Origin of the sequence: Streptomyces sp. NPDC006691 (assembly GCF_042869955.1) — a bacterium.
Classification (GTDB): Bacteria; Actinomycetota; Actinomycetes; order Streptomycetales; family Streptomycetaceae; genus Streptomyces.
Window position 1 is genome coordinate 155,277 of record NZ_JBIAGW010000011.1, and the last position, 19,494, is coordinate 174,770.

The 19,494-nt window shown below is 71.3% G+C and carries 18 protein-coding genes; 16 read left to right on the forward strand and 2 right to left on the reverse strand.

Annotated elements, in window-relative coordinates:
- The first annotated feature begins 139 nt into the window (after positions 1-139).
- The 15 genes from pgsA (at position 140) to ACFYNP_RS24035 (ending at position 15,674) form a co-directional block, all read left to right on the forward strand.
- Positions 140-805, forward strand: a complete 666-nt coding sequence (gene pgsA, locus ACFYNP_RS23965) for a phosphatidylinositol phosphate synthase (RefSeq protein WP_388787936.1) — start codon at positions 140-142, stop codon at positions 803-805.
- Complete coding sequence (locus ACFYNP_RS23970) at positions 802-1,698, forward strand: phosphatidylinositol mannoside acyltransferase (RefSeq protein ID WP_388787939.1); 897 nt, start codon at positions 802-804, stop codon at positions 1,696-1,698. The genes pgsA and ACFYNP_RS23970 overlap by 4 nt, the downstream gene beginning before the upstream one ends.
- Positions 1,695-2,855 (forward strand): glycosyltransferase family 4 protein, encoded by a 1,161-nt coding sequence (locus tag ACFYNP_RS23975; protein ID WP_100577262.1) that lies wholly within the window; start codon positions 1,695-1,697, stop codon positions 2,853-2,855. The genes ACFYNP_RS23970 and ACFYNP_RS23975 overlap by 4 nt, the downstream gene beginning before the upstream one ends.
- Before the next feature lie 242 nt (positions 2,856-3,097).
- Entirely contained in the window at positions 3,098-3,643 is a 546-nt protein-coding gene (locus ACFYNP_RS23980; RefSeq protein WP_356614284.1) for a hypothetical protein, read from the forward strand.
- Positions 3,644-3,958: 315 nt separating this feature from the next.
- Positions 3,959-4,879: a pyridoxal 5'-phosphate synthase lyase subunit PdxS gene (gene pdxS, locus ACFYNP_RS23985; protein WP_100577264.1), complete on the forward strand. Its 921-nt coding sequence runs from the start codon at positions 3,959-3,961 to the stop codon at positions 4,877-4,879.
- A gap of 6 nt (positions 4,880-4,885) precedes the next feature.
- The gene (gene pdxT / locus ACFYNP_RS23990) at positions 4,886-5,470 is read left to right on the forward strand and encodes a pyridoxal 5'-phosphate synthase glutaminase subunit PdxT (RefSeq protein WP_388411576.1); all 585 of its coding nucleotides are present in this window, start codon (positions 4,886-4,888) and stop codon (positions 5,468-5,470) included.
- A gap of 114 nt (positions 5,471-5,584) precedes the next feature.
- Positions 5,585-6,337, forward strand: coding sequence for a YebC/PmpR family DNA-binding transcriptional regulator (locus ACFYNP_RS23995; protein ID WP_161253500.1), 753 nt, complete (start codon positions 5,585-5,587; stop codon positions 6,335-6,337).
- A 128-nt stretch (positions 6,338-6,465) separates the two neighbouring features.
- A complete protein-coding gene (gene ruvC / locus ACFYNP_RS24000; RefSeq protein ID WP_388411582.1) occupies positions 6,466-6,996 on the forward strand; it encodes a crossover junction endodeoxyribonuclease RuvC in 531 nt (176 codons plus the stop codon).
- Positions 6,993-7,598, forward strand: coding sequence for a Holliday junction branch migration protein RuvA (gene ruvA / locus ACFYNP_RS24005; RefSeq protein WP_388787943.1), 606 nt, complete (start codon positions 6,993-6,995; stop codon positions 7,596-7,598). The genes ruvC and ruvA overlap by 4 nt, the downstream gene beginning before the upstream one ends.
- Positions 7,599-7,645: 47 nt before the next feature.
- Positions 7,646-8,737: a Holliday junction branch migration DNA helicase RuvB gene (gene ruvB, locus ACFYNP_RS24010; protein ID WP_161253494.1), complete on the forward strand. Its 1,092-nt coding sequence runs from the start codon at positions 7,646-7,648 to the stop codon at positions 8,735-8,737.
- A gap of 165 nt (positions 8,738-8,902) precedes the next feature.
- A complete protein-coding gene (yajC, locus tag ACFYNP_RS24015; RefSeq protein ID WP_100577269.1) occupies positions 8,903-9,376 on the forward strand; it encodes a preprotein translocase subunit YajC in 474 nt (157 codons plus the stop codon).
- Between the two features lie 141 nt (positions 9,377-9,517).
- Positions 9,518-11,287 (forward strand): protein translocase subunit SecD, encoded by a 1,770-nt coding sequence (secD, locus tag ACFYNP_RS24020; RefSeq protein ID WP_388787946.1) that lies wholly within the window; start codon positions 9,518-9,520, stop codon positions 11,285-11,287.
- A gap of 1 nt (position 11,288) precedes the next feature.
- On the forward strand, positions 11,289-12,386 hold the full coding sequence (gene secF, locus ACFYNP_RS24025) for a protein translocase subunit SecF (protein ID WP_388787949.1): 1,098 nt from the start codon (positions 11,289-11,291) through the stop codon (positions 12,384-12,386).
- Positions 12,383-12,934, forward strand: a complete 552-nt coding sequence (locus tag ACFYNP_RS24030; protein WP_388411594.1) for an adenine phosphoribosyltransferase — start codon at positions 12,383-12,385, stop codon at positions 12,932-12,934. The genes secF and ACFYNP_RS24030 overlap by 4 nt, the downstream gene beginning before the upstream one ends.
- 229 nt (positions 12,935-13,163) lie before the next feature.
- Complete coding sequence (locus ACFYNP_RS24035) at positions 13,164-15,674, forward strand: RelA/SpoT family protein (protein ID WP_388787951.1); 2,511 nt, start codon at positions 13,164-13,166, stop codon at positions 15,672-15,674.
- Positions 15,675-16,403: 729 nt separating this feature from the next.
- Here ACFYNP_RS24035 and ACFYNP_RS24040 read toward each other — a convergent pair.
- Both ACFYNP_RS24040 and ACFYNP_RS24045 read right to left on the reverse strand, forming a co-directional pair.
- A complete protein-coding gene (locus ACFYNP_RS24040) occupies positions 16,404-17,633 on the reverse strand; it encodes a DUF349 domain-containing protein (protein WP_388411599.1) in 1,230 nt (409 codons plus the stop codon).
- 204 nt (positions 17,634-17,837) lie between these two features.
- Positions 17,838-18,617 carry a peptidylprolyl isomerase gene (locus ACFYNP_RS24045; protein ID WP_388787954.1) on the reverse strand — a complete coding sequence of 260 codons (780 nt, stop codon included), beginning with the start codon at positions 18,615-18,617 and terminating at the stop codon, positions 17,838-17,840.
- A gap of 152 nt (positions 18,618-18,769) precedes the next feature.
- Here ACFYNP_RS24045 and ACFYNP_RS24050 point away from each other — a divergent pair, with 152 nt between their 5' ends.
- Positions 18,770-19,480: an MBL fold metallo-hydrolase gene (locus tag ACFYNP_RS24050; protein ID WP_388787957.1), complete on the forward strand. Its 711-nt coding sequence runs from the start codon at positions 18,770-18,772 to the stop codon at positions 19,478-19,480.
- Positions 19,481-19,494: the final 14 nt, after the last annotated feature.

Genomic DNA, 19,494 nt, shown 5'->3' on the forward strand with positions numbered 1-19,494 from the left:
GTCGTACGGGTCCGGCGGGCCGGGTGGCCCGAAGCACGCCCGGCGGGTGCCCGGCGGTGCGGCCGCGCAGTCGTGGCTACGATGGGTCGGCCGGTGGCCAGCAGGGGCCGCGCGGCCACACCGACCCCTCGGGAAGGCCATGCTGAACAAGTACGCGCGTGCATTCTTCACGCGTGTCCTCACGCCGTTCGCCGCATTTCTGCTCCGCCGCGGAGTCAGCCCGGACGCGGTGACCCTCATCGGCACGGCCGGAGTGATGGCGGGGGCGCTGGTCTTCTTCCCCCGTGGAGAGTTCTTCTGGGGCACCATCGTCATCACCCTCTTCGTCTTCTCCGACCTGGTCGACGGCAACATGGCCCGCCAGGCCGGGATCTCCAGCCGCTGGGGCGCGTTCCTCGACTCCACGCTCGACCGGGTCGCCGACGGCGCGATCTTCGGCGGCTTCGCCCTCTGGTACGCCGGGCAGGGCGACAACAACGTCCTGTGCGCGGTGGCCATCTTCTGCCTGGCCAGCGGCCAGGTGGTGTCCTACACCAAGGCGCGCGGCGAGGCGATCGGTCTGCCCGTCGCCGTCAACGGCCTGGTCGAGCGGGCCGAGCGGCTCGTCATCTCGCTGGTCGCGGCGGGTCTGGCCGGACTGCACAACTTCGGGGTGCCGGGCATCCAGGTGCTGCTCCCCATCGCGCTGTGGGTCGTCGCCGCCGGCAGCCTGGTCACGCTGGTCCAGCGCGTGGTGACCGTCCGCCGGGAGTCCGCCGAGGCGGACGCCGCCGCCGCGCGGGCGGCCGGTGAGGCGGGCGTATGAAGGACAGGCTGACCGACGCGCTCTACGGCCTGGGCTGGTCCACCGTCAAGAAGCTTCCCGAGCCCGTCGCGAACGGGCTCGGCCGGCGCATCGCCGACCAGGTGTGGAAGCGGCGCGGCAAGAGCGTGCTGCGCCTGGAGTCCAACCTGGCCCGGGTCGTCCCCGACGCGTCCCCCGAGCGGCTCGCGGCCCTCTCCCGGGCGGGCATGCGGTCCTACATGCGGTACTGGATGGAGTCCTTCCGGCTGCCGTCGTGGAGCAGGGACCGGATGGCGAACGGCTTCGTGCCCGAGGACGTCCACCACCTCGTCGACGGCCTCGCCTCCGGGCGGGGCGTCGTCATCGCGCTGCCCCACATGGGCAACTACGACCTCGCGGGCGCCTGGGTCACCACCAAGATGGACACCCCGTTCACCACGGTCGCCGAGCGCCTCAAGCCCGAGAGCCTCTACGACCGCTTCGTCGCCTACCGCGAGAGCCTCGGCATGGAGGTGCTGCCGCACACCGGCGGCTCCGCCTTCGGCACGCTGGCCCGGCGGCTGCGCGCGGGCGGCCTGGTCTGCCTGGTCGCCGACCGCGACCTGTCGGCGTCCGGCGTCGAGGTCAAGTTCTTCGGCGAGACGACCAGGATGCCCGCGGGGCCGGCCATGCTCGCCCAGCAGACCGGGGCGGTGCTCATGCCGGTGACGCTCTGGTACGACGACTCGCCGATCATGAAGGGCCGGGTGCACCCGCCCGTCGAGGTGCCCGAGACGGGTGACCGGGCCGCCAGGACCGCCTCGATGACCCAGGCGATGGCAGACGCCTTCGCCACCGGAATCGCCGACCACCCCGAGGACTGGCACATGCTGCAACGCCTGTGGCTCGCGGATCTGGAGGAGCGACGGCCGTGAAGATCGGCATCGTCTGCCCGTACTCGTGGGACGTCCCGGGCGGCGTCCAGTTCCACATCCGCGACCTGGCGGAGCACCTCATCCGCCTCGGCCACGAGGTGTCGGTGCTCGCCCCCGCCGACGACGAGACCCCGCTGCCGCCCTACGTCGTCTCGGCGGGCCGGGCCGTACCCGTCCCGTACAACGGCTCGGTCGCGCGGCTCAACTTCGGGTTCCTCTCGGCGGCCCGGGTGCGGCGCTGGCTGCACGACGGCACCTTCGACGTGATCCACATCCACGAGCCTGCCTCGCCCTCGCTCGGCCTGCTGTCCTGCTGGGCCGCGCAGGGGCCGATCGTGGCGACCTTCCACACCTCCAACCCGCGCTCCCGCGCGATGATCGCGGCGTACCCGATCCTCCAGCCCGCTCTGGAGAAGATCAGCGCGCGCATCGCGGTCAGCGAGTACGCGCGGCGCACCCTGGTGGAGCACCTCGGCGGCGACGCCGTGGTCATCCCCAACGGCGTGGACGTCGACTTCTTCGCCAAGGCCGAGCCGAAGAAGGAGTGGCAGGGGCAGACCCTGGGCTTCATCGGCCGCATCGACGAGCCCCGCAAGGGCCTGCCGGTCCTGATGAAGGCCCTCCCCAAGATCCTCGCCGAGCGCCCGGACACCCGGCTCCTCGTGGCCGGCCGCGGCGACGAGGAGGAGGCGGTCGCATCGCTGCCGGCCGAGATGCGCTCGCGGGTCGAGTTCCTCGGCATGGTCAGCGACGAGGACAAGGCGCGGCTGCTGCGCAGTGTGGACGTGTACGTCGCCCCCAACACCGGTGGCGAGAGCTTCGGGATCATCCTGGTCGAGGCGCTCTCGGCGGGCGCCGCGGTCCTCGCCAGCGACCTGGATGCCTTCGCGCAGGTCCTGGACCAGGGCGCGGCGGGCGACCTCTTCGCGAACGAGGACGCCGACGCGCTGGCCTCGGCCGCGGTACGGCTGCTTGCCGACCCCGACCGCCGTGCGGGCCTGAGCGAACGCGGCTCGGCGCATGTGCGGCGTTTCGACTGGGCGACGGTCGGCGCGGACATCCTCGCGGTGTACGAGACGGTCACGCATGGCGCGGCGGCGGTGGCGACGGACGAACGCACCGGATTCCGGGCGCGGTTCGGGCTGGCACGCGACTGACCTCCGGGCCGTACCCCGTCGTGCGGCCCCTGGATTGCTACACGGCGTACGGCTTCCGGGCCGCTCCACGGGGTACGGCCCCCCCCGGGTCGCTCCACGGCGTGCGACCCCAGGGGACCCCGTGACCGGCCGAGGTGGACCGCGGCGGCCGGCGCCGAGTGGCCGGACGGGCCGAGGGCCGAGGGCCGAGGCGGGCCGCAGGGGCCACCCGGCAAGGCTTCGCCCCGGTAGCCTTGCGGCCCGTGACCGTAACTCTCATCTGGATCGTCGTCGCCCTGGTCGCGATCGGCCTCTACCTCAGCTGGACCGCCGGCCGGCTCGACCGGCTGCACGCCCGCATCGACGCGGCTCGCGCCGCCCTGGACGCCCAACTCCTGCGCCGCGCCTCGGTCACCCAGGAACTCGCCACCAGCGGCGTGCTCGACCCGGCCGCCTCCATCGTCCTGTACGAGGCCGCGCACGCCGCGCGCCAGGCGGAGGAGGAGCACCGGGAGGTCGCCGAGAGCGAGCTGAGCCAGGCGCTGCGCGCGGTGTTCGGGGAGCCCGCACAGGTCGAAGCCGTACGGGAGGCGCCCGGGGGAGTGGAGGCCGCCGAGGAGCTGGCTCAGGCCGTGCGCAGGGTGCCGATGGCGCGTCGCTTCCACAACGACGCGGTACGCGCGGCGCGGGCGCTGCGCCGGCACCGCACGGTGCGCTGGCTGCGCCTCGCCGGGCACGCGCCCTTCCCGCTCGCCTTCGAGATGGACGACGAGCCGCCGACGGCGCTCGCGGACCGGCCGGGCACCTGATCGCGGCGGCGCCGGCGCGGCTGCGCGGGCGGCGGATCCGGATGGACCGGGGCGGACCTGGTGAGCCGGGCGGAGGGTCCGAGCGAGCCCGGCGGGCGCGAGCAGACCAAGGCGGACCCGGGCGGCTCCGGCAGGCCCAAGGGGGACCGGGGAGAGCCGGGCGGCCCCGGCGGGCCAAAGCAGTCGGGAGGGCCGGGCCGACCGGCTGACCGGGGAAAACGATCCACCGGGTACGCATTGGCCCTTGATGTGGACTGCTCCGCCGGGGTTCTCTCGGGACAGCAGAATCCCTTCTTCGCCCAGTGAGGTCGCTCCGTGTCCACCACGCCTTCCAGCACCCCCCAGTCCGACAGCCCCGCCATCGGCACCGCCCGCGTCAAGCGGGGCATGGCCGAGCAGCTCAAGGGCGGCGTGATCATGGACGTCGTCAACGCCGAGCAGGCGAAGATCGCCGAGGACGCGGGCGCCGTGGCCGTCATGGCCCTGGAGCGGGTCCCGGCCGACATCCGCAAGGACGGCGGCGTGGCCCGGATGTCCGACCCGAACATGATCGAGGAGATCATCGGCGCGGTCTCCATCCCGGTGATGGCCAAGTCCCGCATCGGCCACTTCGTGGAGGCCCAGGTCCTTCAGTCCCTCGGCGTCGACTACATCGACGAGTCCGAGGTCCTGACCCCGGCCGACGAGGTCAACCACAGCGACAAGTTCGCCTTCACCACGCCGTTCGTCTGTGGCGCCACCAACCTGGGCGAGGCCCTGCGCCGCATCGCCGAGGGCGCGGCCATGATCCGCTCCAAGGGCGAGGCCGGCACCGGCAACGTCGTCGAGGCCGTCCGCCACCTGCGCCAGATCAAGAACGAGATCGCCAAGCTGCGCGGGTTCGACAACAACGAGCTGTACGCCGCCGCCAAGGAGCTGCGCGCCCCGTACGAGCTGGTCAAGGAAGTCTCCGAGCTCGGCAAGCTCCCCGTCGTGCTGTTCTCCGCCGGTGGCGTGGCCACCCCCGCCGACGCCGCGCTGATGCGCCAGCTCGGCGCCGAGGGCGTCTTCGTCGGCTCCGGCATCTTCAAGTCGGGCGACCCGGCCAAGCGCGCGGCCGCCATCGTGAAGGCCACCACCTTCTTCGACGACCCGAAGATCATCGCGGACGCCTCCCGCAACCTGGGCGAGGCCATGGTCGGCATCAACTGCGACACCCTGCCCGAGACCGAGCGCTACGCCAACCGCGGCTGGTAGTCACTCATGACGACCCCAGTGATCGGCGTCCTGGCCCTCCAGGGCGACGTACGGGAGCACCTCATCGCCCTGGCCGCGGCGGACGCCGTGGCCAGGCCGGTCCGGCGTCCCGAGGAGCTCGCCGAGGTGGACGGCCTGGTCATACCCGGCGGCGAGTCCACCACCATCTCCAAGCTCGCCGCGCTGTTCGGCATGCTGGAGCCGCTGCGCGAGCGGGTCCGGGCGGGCCTGCCGGTGTACGGCACCTGCGCCGGGCTGATCATGCTCGCCGACAAGATCCTGGACCCGCGTTCGGGCCAGGAGACCATCGGCGGCATCGAGATGATCGTGCGCCGCAACGCCTTCGGGCGGCAGAACGAGTCGTTCGAGGCGACCGTCGAGGTGGCCGGCGTGGGTCCGGTGGAAGGCGTGTTCATCCGCGCGCCCTGGGTCGAGTCCGTGGGCGCCGAGACCGAGGTGCTCGCCGAGCACGGCGGCCACATCGTCGCGGTCCGCCAGGGCAACGCGCTGGCGACCTCGTTCCACCCCGAGCTGACCGGCGACCACCGCATGCACGCCCTGTTCGTGGACATGGTGCGCGCCGCCTCGTGAACGAGGGGCGTGAAAGCGCCTGCTGACGGGCGGGGGCCGGGCGACGAGCGGGCCGGGTCCCGGTAGGATCTCTGCCGAACGACGCAGAATGGGTTACGCGAAGGAGACAGGCAGATGTCCGGCCACTCTAAATGGGCTACGACGAAGCACAAGAAGGCCGTGATCGATGCCAAGCGCGGCAAGCTCTTCGCGAAGCTGATCAAGAACATCGAGGTCGCGGCCCGCACCGGTGGCGCCGACATCGACGGCAACCCGACGCTCTTCGACGCCGTACAGAAGGCCAAGAAGCAGTCGGTGCCCAACAAGAACATCGACTCCGCGCTCAAGCGCGGCGCCGGTCTCGAAGCGGGCGGTGCCGACTACGAGACGATCATGTACGAGGGTTACGGCCCCAACGGTGTCGCGGTGCTCATCGAGTGCCTCACCGACAACCGCAACCGTGCCGCCTCCGACGTACGTGTCGCGATGACCCGCAACGGCGGCAACATGGCCGACCCGGGTTCCGTCTCGTACCTCTTCAACCGCAAGGGCGTCATCGTCCTGCCCAAGGCCGAGCTGTCCGAGGACGACGTCCTGGGCGCGGTCCTGGAAGCGGGTGCGGAGGAAGTCAACGACCTCGGTGACTCCTTCGAGATCATCTCCGAGGCGACCGATCTGGTCGCGGTCCGTACCGCGCTCCAGGAGGCCGGCATCGACTACGACTCGGCCGACTCCAACTTCGTCCCGACCATGCAGGTCGAGCTGGACGAAGAGGGCGCGCGGAAGATCTTCAAGCTGATCGACGCGCTGGAGGACAGCGACGACGTGCAGAACGTCTTCGCCAACTTCGACGTCTCCGACGAGGTCATGGAGAAGGTCGACGCGTAGTACTGCCGCGGGCTGAGCGTTTTCGGCGGGCCGATGGGACACGTCCCATCGGCCCGCCGCCGTTGTCAGTGGCAGCGGTTAGCCTTGCGACAAGTCAAAGATCACCGAGGTGGCGAGGGGGAGGGGCCGTGCGCGTACTCGGGGTGGACCCCGGACTGACGCGGTGTGGCGTGGGCGTCGTCGAGGGGATCGCGGGGCGGCCGCTCGCCATGCTCGGCGTGGGCGTCGTCCGCACGCCCGCGGACGCCGAGTTGGGCCACCGCCTGGTCGCCATCGAGCGCGGCATCGAGGAGTGGCTCGACGCGCACCGGCCCGAATTCGTCGCCGTGGAGCGGGTGTTCAGCCAGCACAACGTGCGGACGGTGATGGGCACCGCCCAGGCGAGCGCGGTCGCCATGCTGTGCGCATCGCGCCGCGGCATCCCCGTCGCCCTGCACACCCCCAGCGAGGTCAAGGCCGCCGTCACCGGCAGCGGCCGGGCCGACAAGGCGCAGGTCGGCGCGATGGTGACGCGGCTGCTCCGGCTCGACGCCCCGCCCAAACCGGCCGACGCGGCGGACGCGCTGGCCCTCGCCATCTGTCACATCTGGCGCGCCCCCGCGCTCAACAGGCTCCAACAGGCCCACGCCCAGCACTCCGTACGGAAGGTCACCCGATGATCGCGTTCGTCAGCGGCCCGGTCGCCGCCCTCGCCCCCGACACCGCGGTGGTCGAGGTCGGCGGCATCGGCATGGCCCTCCAGTGCACGCCCAACACCCTGGCCGAACTGCGCATCGGACAGCACGCCAAACTCGCCACGTCCCTGGTCGTGCGGGAGGACTCGCTGACCCTGTACGGCTTCGCCGACGACGACGAGAAGCAGGTCTTCGAGCTGCTCCAGACCGCCAACGGCGTCGGCCCCCGGCTGGCCCAGGCGGTGCTCTCCGTGCACACCCCGGACGCGCTGCGCCGGGCCTTCGCCACCGGCGACGAGAAGGCGCTCACCGCCGTGCCCGGCATCGGCAAGAAGGGCGCGCAGAAGCTGCTCATCGAGCTGAAGGACCGGCTCGGCGCGCCCGTCGGCACCGCCCCGGCGATCGGCGCCCCGGCCACCTCCGGCTGGCGCGACCAGCTGCACGCGGCCCTGATCGGGCTCGGCTACGCGACCCGTGAGGCCGACGAGGCGGTCGCCGCCGTGACCGCCCAGGCCGAGGCCATGGACAAGCCGAACATCGGCGCGCTCCTCAAGGCCGCCCTCCAGACCCTCAACCGCGCCCGCTGAACCAGCCCGCAGGCCCCCCACCGCGACCACGATCCGAGGCACACGTCATGAACTGGGAAGACGGCTCCGACACGGCGGATCTGTCCGCGACGGCGGGCGACCGGCTGGTGGGGGCCGACGCCGACGGCGAGGACACCGCCGTCGAGGCCGCGCTGCGCCCCAAGGACCTGGAGGAGTTCGTCGGCCAGGAGAAGGTCCGCGAGCAGCTCGACCTGGTGCTGCGCGCGGCCCGCGCCCGCGGCGCCACCGCCGACCACGTCCTGCTCTCCGGCGCCCCCGGCCTCGGCAAGACCACCCTCTCGATGATCATCGCGGCCGAGATGGGCGCCCCGATCCGCATCACCAGCGGCCCCGCCATCCAGCACGCCGGCGACCTCGCGGCGATCCTCTCCTCCCTCCAGGAGGGCGAGGTCCTCTTCCTCGACGAGATCCACCGGATGTCGCGGCCCGCCGAGGAGATGCTCTACATGGCGATGGAGGACTTCCGGGTCGACGTCATCGTCGGCAAGGGCCCCGGAGCCACCGCCATCCCGCTGGAGCTGCCGCCCTTCACCCTGGTCGGCGCCACCACCCGGGCCGGCCTGCTGCCGCCTCCGCTGCGCGACCGGTTCGGGTTCACCGGGCACATGGAGTTCTACGAGCCGTCCGAGCTGGAGCGGGTCATCCACCGCTCGGCCCGGCTGCTCGACGTGGAGATCGACACGGCGGGCGCCGCCGAGATCGCGGGCCGCTCCCGCGGCACCCCGCGCATCGCCAACCGGCTGCTCCGCCGAGTGCGCGACTACGCGCAGGTCAAGGCGGACGGCGTCATCACCCCCGAGATCGCCTCGATGGCCCTCGCGGTGTACGAGGTCGACGCCCGCGGCCTGGACCGGCTCGACCGGGCGGTCCTGCAAGCCCTGCTCAAGCTCTTCGGCGGCGGCCCGGTGGGCCTGTCCACCCTCGCGGTGGCGGTGGGAGAGGAGCGCGAGACGGTGGAGGAGGTGGCCGAGCCCTTCCTGGTCCGGGAGGGTCTGCTCGCCCGCACCCCGCGCGGCCGGGTGGCCACGCCCGCGGCCTGGGCCCACCTCGGTCTCGTACCGCCGCAGCAGGGCGGCGGCGCGGCAGGAAGCGGACAACAGGGGCTCTTCGGGGCGTGACGGCGCGGAGGGTCGCACACCGAGGAACCCCGGTGGGATGCTGGGCGTTGTTCCATCTGTGCGGACTCGCTTAGACTCCGCCGATGCCGCCCTTCCAGGCCGGCGTACCCACCCCCAGATCAGGCCGCCCCCACAGGTGCGGTCATGCGAAGGAAGTTCCGTCCCGTGAGCCCTATCACTCTCCTCCCCTTCATTGTGCTTATCGGGGCCATGTTCCTGATGACCCGGTCCGCCAAGAAGAAGCAGCAGGCCGCCGCCGCCATGCGCAACGAGATGCAGCCCGGCACCGGTGTCCGCACCATCGGGGGCATGTACGCCACCGTCAAGGAGATCGGCGACGAGACGGTCCTCCTGGAGGTGGCTCCCGGCGTCCACGCCGTCTACGCCAAGAACGCCATCGGCGCGGTCCTGGACGACGCGGAGTACAACCGGATCGTGCACGGCGACACCGAGGAGGAGCTCCCGGTCGTTCCGGACGACGCCTCCTCGCTGACCGCGGGCACCGAGGCCGCCGAGGCCGACGCCGAGGTCGCCAAGGACGCCAAGATCGACCTGGGCAAGAAGGACGAGGCGGAGGACGCCGCCGCGCCCAAGGACGGCAAGGACGGCAAGGCCGACGGCGGGGCCGACACGAAGTAGTCACGCACCGGGACCGCGGCGCCCGACCGGCGCCGGCGGTCCCCGGAGCGCGCCCACTTCGACGGGGGACGTCCCCACAACACTTCGTGGCCGTCCCGCGCACATCCGGCGCAGGGCGGTTGGACAGGGAGAAACGACAAGGTGGCAGCACCGAACAAGGGCCGAAGGCCGGCGGCGGGGGGTCAGAGCAAGCCGGGCCGCGCCCTGGCCTTGATTCTCATCGCCATGGTCGCGCTCGTCGGTGGGATGTTCATTTCCCACACCACCACCCCGAGGCTCGGCATCGACCTCGCGGGCGGCACGAGCATCACGCTCAAGGCCAAGACCGAGCCGGGTCAGCAATCGGCGATCAACAAGAAAAACATGGACACAGCGGTGGCGATCATGAACCGCCGTGTCAATGGTCTTGGTGTCACCGAGGCCGAGGTCCAGACCCAGGGCAGTGACAACATCATTGTCAACATCCCCAAGGGCACGAACTCGGAGCAGGCCCGTCAGCAGGTCGGTCAGACCGCCAAGCTGTACTTCCGGCCGGTGCTGACCGCCCAGCCGACCGCCGCGCCCACCCCGAGCGCTTCCCCGAGCGCCTCCGGCAAGGGCACGCCGACTCCCTCGGGCACCCCGAGCGCCTCCGGCAAGGCCACCCCGACCGCCTCCGGCAAGGCGACGCCCAGCGCGGGCAAGCCGAGCGGCACCCCCCAGGGCCGTGCGGTCACCGACGCCCTGAAGGCGTCCGGCTCGCCCACGCCGGGCGCGAGCAAGCCGAGCGCCCCCGCGCCGGACCCGTCGGCCTCCGCGGGCGAGGCCGCCGCCGCACAGCTCCAGGCGAAGTTCGCCGCGCTCGACTGCTCCACCAGGGAATCTCGCGCCAAGGCGGGCGAGGGCGCCAAGTCCAGCGAGCCGACGGTGGCGTGCGACAAGGACGGCGCCGAGAAGTACATCCTCGGCCCGGCCGAGGTCGACGGCACCGACGTCGCCAAGGCGCAGGCCGTGATCAACCAGCAGAACGGTCAGTGGATCGTTCAGATGGACTTCACGAGCGGTGGCTCGAAGAAGTTCGCGGCCATCACCGGCAAGCTGTCGCAGCAGCAGTACCCGAACAACCGCTTCGCCATCGCGCTGGACAACCAGGTCGTCTCGGCCCCCACCGTGAGCTCCACGCTCAGCGGCTCCGCCGAGATCTCCGGCAACTTCAACCAGACGACCGCCCAGGACCTGGCGAACGTGCTGTCCTACGGCGCGCTGCCGCTCTCCTTCCAGGAGCAGAGCGTCACCACGGTGACCGCCGCCCTCGGCGCCGACCAGCTGCACGCCGGTCTGATCGCCGGTGCCATCGGCCTCGCGCTGGTCATCATCTACCTGGTGGCCTACTACCGCGGCCTCGCGATGATCGCCATCCTCAGCCTCGTCGTCTCGGCGATCCTGACCTACGCGATCATGACGCTGCTCGGCCCGGGCATCGGCTTCGCGCTGAACCTGCCCGCGGTCTGCGGCGCCATCGTGGCCATCGGCATCACCGCGGACTCGTTCATCGTCTACTTCGAACGCATCCGTGACGAGATCCGCGAGGGCCGCACCCTGCGTCCCGCCGTCGAGCGGGCCTGGCCCCGCGCCCGGCGCACCATCCTGGTCTCCGACTTCGTGTCGTTCCTCGCCGCCGCGGTGCTCTTCATCGTGACGGTCGGCAAGGTCCAGGGCTTCGCGTTCACGCTGGGTCTGACCACCCTGCTCGACGTGGTCGTCGTCTTCCTCTTCACGAAGCCGGTGATGACGCTCCTGGCCCGCCGCAAGTTCTTCGCGAGCGGCCACCCGTGGTCCGGCCTCGACCCGAAGCGGCTCGGCGCCAAGCCTCCGCTGCGCCGCACCCGCCGCACCACCTCCGCTCCCGTCGACACCCCGAAGGAGGCGTGAGATGTCGAAGCTCGGCACTCTCGGCGCCAGGCTGTACCGCGGTGAGGTCGGTTACGACTTCGTCGGCAAGCGGAAGATCTGGTACGGCATCTCGATCCTGATCACCATCACGGCCATCGTCGGCCTGGCGGTACGGGGTCTGACGATGGGCATCGAATTCGAGGGCGGCGCGGTCTTCACCACCCCGAAGACCTCCATCTCGGCCCAGCAGGCCGAGAAGGACGCCGAGGCCGCCTCCGGCCACGACGCGATCGCCCAGAAGCTCGGCGACGGCACGATCCGCATCACCATCGGCGGGGTCGACACCGGCAAGTCCGACCAGATCAAGACCCAGCTCGCCAAGGACCTCAAGGTCGACGCGGACACCATCAACGCCGACCTGGTGGGCCCCAGTTGGGGGCAGACGATCGCCAACAAGGCCTGGACGGGCCTGATCATCTTCATGATCCTCGTGGTGATCTACCTGGCCATCGCCTTCGAATGGCGGATGGCGGTCGCGGCCCTGGTCGCCCTGATCCACGACCTCACGATCACGGTCGGCATCTACGCCCTGGTCGGCTTCGAGGTCACCCCGGGCACCGTGATCGGTCTGCTCACGATCCTCGGTTACTCCCTCTACGACACCGTCGTCGTCTTCGACGGACTCAAGGAGGGCCAGAAGGGGATCACCAAGCAGACCCGGGTCACCTACAGCGAGATGGCGAACAAGAGCCTCAACGGCACCCTGGTCCGCTCCATCAACACCACGGTCGTCGCGCTGCTCCCGGTGGCGGGCCTGCTGTTCATCGGTGGCGGCGTCCTCGGCGCCGGCATGCTGAACGACATCTCGCTCTCGCTGTTCGTCGGCCTCGCGGCCGGCGCGTACTCCTCGATCTTCATCGCCACTCCGCTGGTCGCCGACCTGAAGGAGACCATGCCGGAGATGAAGGCCCTCAAGAAGCGGGTGCTCGCCAAGCGCGCGGCGGCCGCCGCCAAGGGCGAGACCGAGGAGCAGCAGGACGCGGCGCCGCTCGACGAGGACGACGACTCCGAGACCGCGGGCGCGGTCGTCGGCCAGCGCCGCCAGCCGAGCCGCAACAACCGGGGGAAGCGCCGATGACCAGCGTCTCCACCGAGACCGTGGATCTGCTGCTCAGCCGCATCCGTGATGTGCCGGACTATCCGAAGCCGGGCGTGATGTTCAAGGACATCACCCCGCTGCTCGCGGACCCGAAGGCGTTCACGGCCCTCACCGACGCGCTCGCCGCGCTGTGCGTCCAGCACGGCGCGACGAAGATCGTCGGCCTGGAGGCGCGCGGCTTCATCCTGGCCGCCCCCGTCTCGGTCCGCGCCGGGATCGGCTTCATCCCCGTACGCAAGGCGGGCAAGCTCCCCGGAGCCACCCTCAAGCAGGCATACGAGCTGGAGTACGGCACGGCGGAGATCGAGGTGCACGCCGAGGACCTCAGCGCGGGCGACCGCGTCATGGTCATCGACGACGTGCTCGCCACCGGCGGCACCGCGGGGGCCTCCTTGGAGCTGATCCGCCGGGCCGGGGCCGAGGTCGCCGGGGTCGCGGTCCTGATGGAGCTCAGCTTCCTCAGTGGTCGCGAGCGCCTGGAGAGCGCCCTCGACGGTGCCCCGCTCGAAGCCCTGATCACGGTGTGAGCAGGTAGCCGACCCAGCCGACCACGGGTCTGAGCAGGCCGCAGCAGACCGCCGAGGCGGGCCCGGAGGAATCCGGCGCCCGCCTCCGGCGTTTCCTCTGCCGGAGCCCCGGTACCGGCCCGGGACGAGCGGATGCCGTTGGCTCGATACCATGGGTACTTCCGGGCCTGACCGGGGGACCCGGACCCTCCCCCAGACCCCGTCCGGGGGGACCCCCAGAGGAGCGCTTTTGCCAGACGAGGCCCAGCCACTCTCCGCCGCGCAGCCGGACAAGCAGCAGCCGGACAAGGAGGCCGCAGAGGCCGCGGCGGCCCCGGCCACGCCCACCGAGCCCGAGCCGAAGCCGGAGCCGAAGCCGGCGACGCCCGAGCGCGCGGAGGCCAAGGCCCCGGCCCCGGCACCGGTAGCCAAGCCCGTGGTCCCGGCCGGCTCGGTGTCCCGCTCCGGCGGCTCCTCCAACCGCGTCCGCGCGCGCCTCGCCCGTCTGGGCGTGCAGCGCTCCTCCGCCTACAACCCGGTGCTCGAACCGCTGCTGCGGATAGTGCGCAGCAACGATCCCAAGATCGAGACGGCCACGCTGCGCCAGGTCGAGAAGGCCTACCAGGTCGCCGAGCGCTGGCACCGCGGCCAGAAGCGCAAGAGCGGCGACCCGTACATCACGCACCCCCTCGCGGTGACGACGATCCTCGCCGAGCTGGGCATGGATCCGGCCACCTTGATGGCGGGTCTGCTGCACGACACCGTCGAGGACACCGAATACGGCCTGGACACCCTGCGGCGCGACTTCGGCGACCAGGTCGCCCTCCTCGTCGACGGCGTCACCAAGCTCGACCGGGTGCAGTTCGGCGACGCGGCACAGGCCGAGACCGTCCGCAAGATGGTCGTGGCCATGGCGAAGGACCCCCGGGTCCTGGTCATCAAGCTCGCCGACCGCCTGCACAACATGCGCACCATGCGGTACCTCAAGCGCGAGAAGCAGGAGAAGAAGGCGCGCGAGACGCTGGAGATCTACGCGCCGCTCGCCCATCGCCTGGGCATGAACACCATCAAGTGGGAGCTGGAGGACCTCGCCTTCGCGATCCTCTACCCCAAGATGTACGACGAGATCGTGCGGCTCGTCGCCGAGCGCGCCCCCAAGCGCGACGAGTACCTCGCCATAGTGACCGACGAGGTCCAGTCCGACCTGCGCGCGGCCCGCATCAAGGCGACCGTCACCGGCCGCCCCAAGCACTACTACAGCGTCTACCAGAAGATGATCGTCCGCGGCCGTGACTTCGCGGAGATCTACGACCTGGTGGGCATCCGGGTCCTGGTCGACACGGTCCGCGACTGCTACGCGGCCCTCGGCACGGTCCACGCGCGATGGAATCCGGTCCCCGGCCGGTTCAAGGACTACATCGCGATGCCCAAGTTCAACATGTACCAGTCGCTGCACACGACGGTGATCGGCCCGAACGGCAAGCCGGTCGAGCTCCAGATCCGCACCTTCGACATGCACCGCCGTGCCGAGTACGGCATCGCCGCGCACTGGAAGTACAAGCAGGACCCGTCCGCCGGCGCCTCCAAGGTGCGTACCGACGCACCGAAGAAGACCGGCAAGGACGACCACCTCAACGACATGGCGTGGCTGCGCCAGCTCCTCGACTGGCAGAAGGAGACCGAGGACCCGAGCGAGTTCCTGGAGTCGCTGCGCTTCGACCTGTCGCGCAACGAGGTCTTCGTCTTCACGCCGAAGGGCGACGTCATCGCGCTCCCGGCGGGCTCGACGCCCGTCGACTTCTCGTACGCGGTCCACACCGAGGTCGGTCACCGCACCATAGGCGCACGGGTCAACGGGCGCCTCGTGCCGCTCGAATCGACCCTGGACAACGGCGACCTGGTGGAGGTCTTCACCTCCAAGGCGGCCGGCGCCGGCCCCTCGCGGGACTGGCTGAGCTTCGTCAAGTCGCCGCGCGCCCGCAACAAGATCCGCGCCTGGTTCTCCAAGGAGCGCCGCGACGAGGCCATCGAGCAGGGCAAGGACGCCATCGCGCGCGCCATGCGCAAGCAGAACCTGCCGATCCAGCGCATCCTGACCGGCGACTCGCTCGTCACCCTGGCCCACGAGATGCGCTACCCCGACATCTCCTCGCTGTACGCGGCGATCGGCGAGGGCCATGTCGCGGCCCAGGGCGTGGTGCAGAAGCTGGTGCAGGCGCTCGGCGGCGAGGAGGCCGCCAACGAGGACATCGCCGAGTCGGCGCCGCCCTCGCGCGGCCGCAGCAAGCGCCGCAAGAACGCCGACCCGGGCGTGGTCGTCAAGGGCGTCGACGACGTGTGGGTCAAGCTCGCCCGTTGCTGTACGCCGGTGCCCGGCGACCCCATCATCGGCTTCGTGACCCGCGGCAGCGGCGTCTCGGTACACCGGGCGGACTGCGTCAACGTGGACTCGCTGTCCCAGCAGCCCGAGCGGATCCTCGAAGTGGAGTGGGCGCCGACCCAGTCCTCGGTCTTCCTGGTCGCCATCCAGGTGGAGGCCCTGGACCGCTCCCGGCTCCTGTCGGACGTCACGCGCGTCCTGTCGGACCAGCACGTCAACATCCTGTCCGCGGCCGTGCAGACCTCCCGCGACCGCGTCGCCACCTCGCGCTTCACCTTCGAGATGGGCGACCCCAAGCACCTCGGGCACGTACTCAAGGCGGTGCGGGGTGTCGAGGGCGTGTACGACGTGTACCGGGTGACTTCGGCGCGGCGCCCTTAGGCGGGCTGCATGCGGGGTCCGGGGGCGCGTCCGCTCTGCCCCTGGCGGGGCTCGGCAAGGGCCACCTCGGCCCGTTCGGGCGCTGTATGCGGGGTCCCCGGGGGCGTGGCTGTCCCCGGAGTTCCCCGTGCCCCTGGCGGGGCTCGGCAAGGGCCACCTCGGCCCGTCCGGCGCTGCATGCGGGGACCGGGGGCGCGCCTGGCCGTCCGCGGAGTTCTCTCTGCCCGTGGCGGGGGCTCGGCAGGGGCTACCTCAGCCCGTCCGGCGCTTGAGGACGAGCGCCCTTCAGGCGCGAACGGGGTCTGGGGCGGAGCCCCAGGATCCTTTTCACTCCCGGAGGGTTTCGGGAAGGGGCGGGGTGGGGTGCCTCCCGGGGTCTGGGGCGGAGCCCCAGGGCCCTTCGCTTTCGGCTGCGGACCGTGCGGGGCTGATCGCGCAGTTCCCCGCGCCCCTGTAGGGCGCGTCCAGCACCGTCGACCCCGTCGCGCTCGCCGTGGCGGAGCCGGGCAATGTCGTAGCCTCGCGCCCCTGTAGGGCGCCCAGTGCCACCGACCCGTCGCGCCCGTCGTGGCGGAGCCGCGCAACGGCACAGCCCCGCGCCGCCGTAGGACGCCCGGTGCCGTGTGGCGCGCCCCTTCGGGGCTGAGGCCGGTGCTTCGCCGGGGCACATGCGTGAGGCCCCCGTGCCCTTTCGGGTTGGGGGGCCTCAGGCAGGGGGCGGGGCCGGGATCAGCCGCCGAACTCCTCAAGACCCTTCAGCGCCTGGTCGAGCAGGGCCTGACGGCCCTCCAGCTCACGGGCCAGCTTGTCCGCCTTCGCGTCGTTGCCGGACGCACGGGCGGCGTCGATCTGGCGGTGCAGCTTGTCGACGGCGTCCTGGAGCTGACCGGTGAGACCCGCGGCGCGCGCCCGCGCCTCCGGGTTCGTACGACGCCACTCGGCCTCCTCGGCCTCCTGGATCGCGCGCTCCACGGCGTGCATCCGGCCCTCGACCTTGGGACGCGCGTCCCGCGGTACGTGGCCGATGGCCTCCCAGCGCTCGTTCACCGAGCGGAACGCGGCGCGGGCCGCCTTCAGGTCCCGCACCGGGAGGATCTTCTCGGCCTCGACGGCCAGCTCCTCCTTGAGCTTCAGGTTCTCGATCTGCTCGGCGTCGCGCTCCGCGAACACCCCGCTGCGTGCGGCGAAGAAGACGTCCTGGGCGCCGCGGAAGCGGTTCCACAGCTCGTCCTCGGCCTCGCGCTGGGCACGGCCCGCGGCCTTCCACTCGGCCATCAGGTCGCGGTAGCGCGCGGCCGTCGTGCCCCAGTCCGTGGAGCCCGAGAGCGCCTCGGCCTCGACGACCAGCTTCTCCTTGACCTTGCGGGCGTCCTCGCGCTGCGCGTCGAGCGAAGCGAAGTGCGCCTTGCGGCGCTTGGAGAACGCCGAGCGGGCGTGCGAGAAGCGGTGCCACAGCTCGTCGTCGGACTTGCGGTCCAGACGCGGCAGACCCTTCCAGGTGTCCACCAGGGCACGCAGCCGCTCGCCCGCCGAGCGCCACTGCTCGCTCTGCGCCAGCTCCTCGGCCTCCGCGACCAGAGCCTCCTTGGCGTGCTTGGCCTCGTCGGTCTGCTTGGCCTTCTGGACCTTGCGCTCCTCGCGACGCGACTCGACGGTCTTGACGAGCTTGTCGAGGCGCCCCCGCAACGCGTCGAGGTCACCGACCGCGTGATGCTCGTCCACCTGCGAGCGCAGGTGGTCGATCGCGGTCTGCGCGTCCTTCGCCGACAGGTCGGTGGTCTTCACCCGTCGTTCGAGGAGGCCGATCTCGACAACCAGGCCCTCGTACTTGCGCTCGAAGTAGGCCAGGGCCTCCGCGGGAGAGCCCGCCTGCCACGATCCGACGACCACTTCGCCCTCGGCTGTACGCACATACACGGTGCCCGTCTCGTCGACACGGCCCCACGGGTCGCTGCTCACAGCGCCTCCTCCACATGATGCCTGCGCGGGGGGTTCGCCCCCCGGGGCATCGTCCACAGGTTCCCGGCGGGCCTCGCCCGCCCTCCACAGCGCGGTACGAGCCCGCGCTGCACAACGCCAATCTAGGCGACCGGCCGCCCGGCTGTCCGCACTCAGCGCGGCCGAATTCAGCGGTTCACGCTCGGTGCCGGGCGGCCGGCGGCGTCACTCCTTGGTGACGGCGGCCTTCTCGATGGTGACGGCCTTCTTGGGCGCCCCGTCGCCCGCGCCGCCCTCCACGCCTTCCTTGGCGACGTCCTGGACGGCCTTCAGACCGGCCGCGTCCATCGTGCCGAACGGCGTGTAGGTGGGCGGCAGCTTGCTGTCCTTGTAGACCAGGAAGAACTGGCTGCCGCCGGTGTGCGCCTGGCCGGTATTGGCCATCGCGACCGTGCCCGCCGGGTAGGTCACCGTGCCGTCCGCGCCCGCCTTGCCCAGGCCGCTCAGGTTCTCGTCCGGGATCGTGTAGCCGGGGCCGCCCGAACCGGTGCCCTGCGGGTCGCCGCACTGGAGCACGTAGATGCCCTGGGTGGTGAGTCGGTGGCACTTGGTGTTGTTGAAGTACCCCTTGTCGGCGAGGTACTTGAAGGAGTTCACGGTGTGCGGGGTCTTCGCCGCGTCCATCGCGATCCTGACGTCGCCGGTGTTCGTCTTCAGGGCCATGTCGTACTTGGCCTTGGCGTCCACGGCCATCTTCGGCTCGGGCGTCGAACTGGCCGACGGGGACGGGCTGTTGGAGGGAGCCGCGGTGTCCGACTTCTTGCCGTCGCTGGAGAACGCTCCCGTCGCGAAGGCGGCGCCGCCCGCCGCCACGACCACCGCGAGGGCGGCCGCGATGACCGTGTTGCGGCGCCTGGCCTTGCGCCGGGCCGTCTCCCGGCGCTGCTGCTGCCGCTCGAACTTCTCGCGCGCGAGCTGGCGCCGACGCTGTTCGCTGCTGACCACCGGTCGTCTCCTTGTGCGGTCTCGTGGGGTGCGGGTACGTGCGTACGAGCTGACTGTGACCCGTACCGTATATGGGTTCGCTGTGACCCGAGCGGCGCCGGTAGGCTCTGAACAGCCGTAATCACCCGCCGCGCAAGAAATCGAGGACGATCGTGCTGATTGCCGGGTTCCCCGCCGGGGCCTGGGGGACCAACTGCTACCTGGTCGCCCCCGCCGCAGGCGAGGAATGCGTGATCATCGACCCCGGCCACCAGGCCGCCCAGGGCGTCGAGGAAACGCTGAAGAAGCATCGGCTCAAGCCCGTCGCCGTCGTCCTCACCCACGGCCACATCGACCACTGCGCCTCGGTCGTCCCGGTCTGCGGAGCCCACGACGTACCCGCCTGGATCCACCCCGACGACCGCTACATGATGAGCGACCCGGAGAAGGCCCTCGGCCGTGCCTTCGGCGCCCAGCTCATGGGCGAGCTGACCGTGGGGGAGCCGGACGACGTCAAGGAGCTCACCGACGGCGCCAGGCTGGCGCTCGCCGGCATGGAGCTCACCGTGTCGCACGCGCCCGGCCATACCAAGGGGTCGGTGACGTTCGGGCTGCCCGAGGCGGAGGACATTCCTCCGATCCTGTTCTCGGGCGACCTGCTCTTCGCCGGCTCCGTCGGACGCACCGACCTGCCCGGCGGCAGCCACGTCGAGCTCCTCGAATCGCTGGGCCGTGTGTGCCTGCCGCTCGACGACTCGACCGTGGTGCTGTCCGGCCACGGCTCCCAGACGACCATCGGCCAGGAGCGCGCCACCAACCCGTATCTGCGGCAGGTGGCCGCCGGCCAGGGAGAGGGCATCGCCTCTCCCCGACGAGGAATGTGACGAGAAGCCTTCCC

Excerpts from the sequence above, each read along its gene's own strand:
- pgsA (WP_388787936.1), top strand. The coding sequence starts at position 140 with ATGCTGAACAAGTACGCGCGTGCATTCTTCACGCGTGTCCTCACGCCG.
- ACFYNP_RS23970 (WP_388787939.1), top strand. The coding sequence starts at position 802 with ATGAAGGACAGGCTGACCGACGCGCTCTACGGCCTGGGCTGGTCCACC.
- pdxT (WP_388411576.1), top strand. The coding sequence starts at position 4,886 with ATGACGACCCCAGTGATCGGCGTCCTGGCCCTCCAGGGCGACGTACGG.
- ACFYNP_RS23995 (WP_161253500.1), top strand. The coding sequence starts at position 5,585 with ATGTCCGGCCACTCTAAATGGGCTACGACGAAGCACAAGAAGGCCGTG.
- ruvA (WP_388787943.1), top strand. The coding sequence starts at position 6,993 with ATGATCGCGTTCGTCAGCGGCCCGGTCGCCGCCCTCGCCCCCGACACC.
- ruvB (WP_161253494.1), top strand. The coding sequence starts at position 7,646 with ATGAACTGGGAAGACGGCTCCGACACGGCGGATCTGTCCGCGACGGCG.
- secF (WP_388787949.1), top strand. The coding sequence starts at position 11,289 with ATGTCGAAGCTCGGCACTCTCGGCGCCAGGCTGTACCGCGGTGAGGTC.
- ACFYNP_RS24030 (WP_388411594.1), top strand. The coding sequence starts at position 12,383 with ATGACCAGCGTCTCCACCGAGACCGTGGATCTGCTGCTCAGCCGCATC.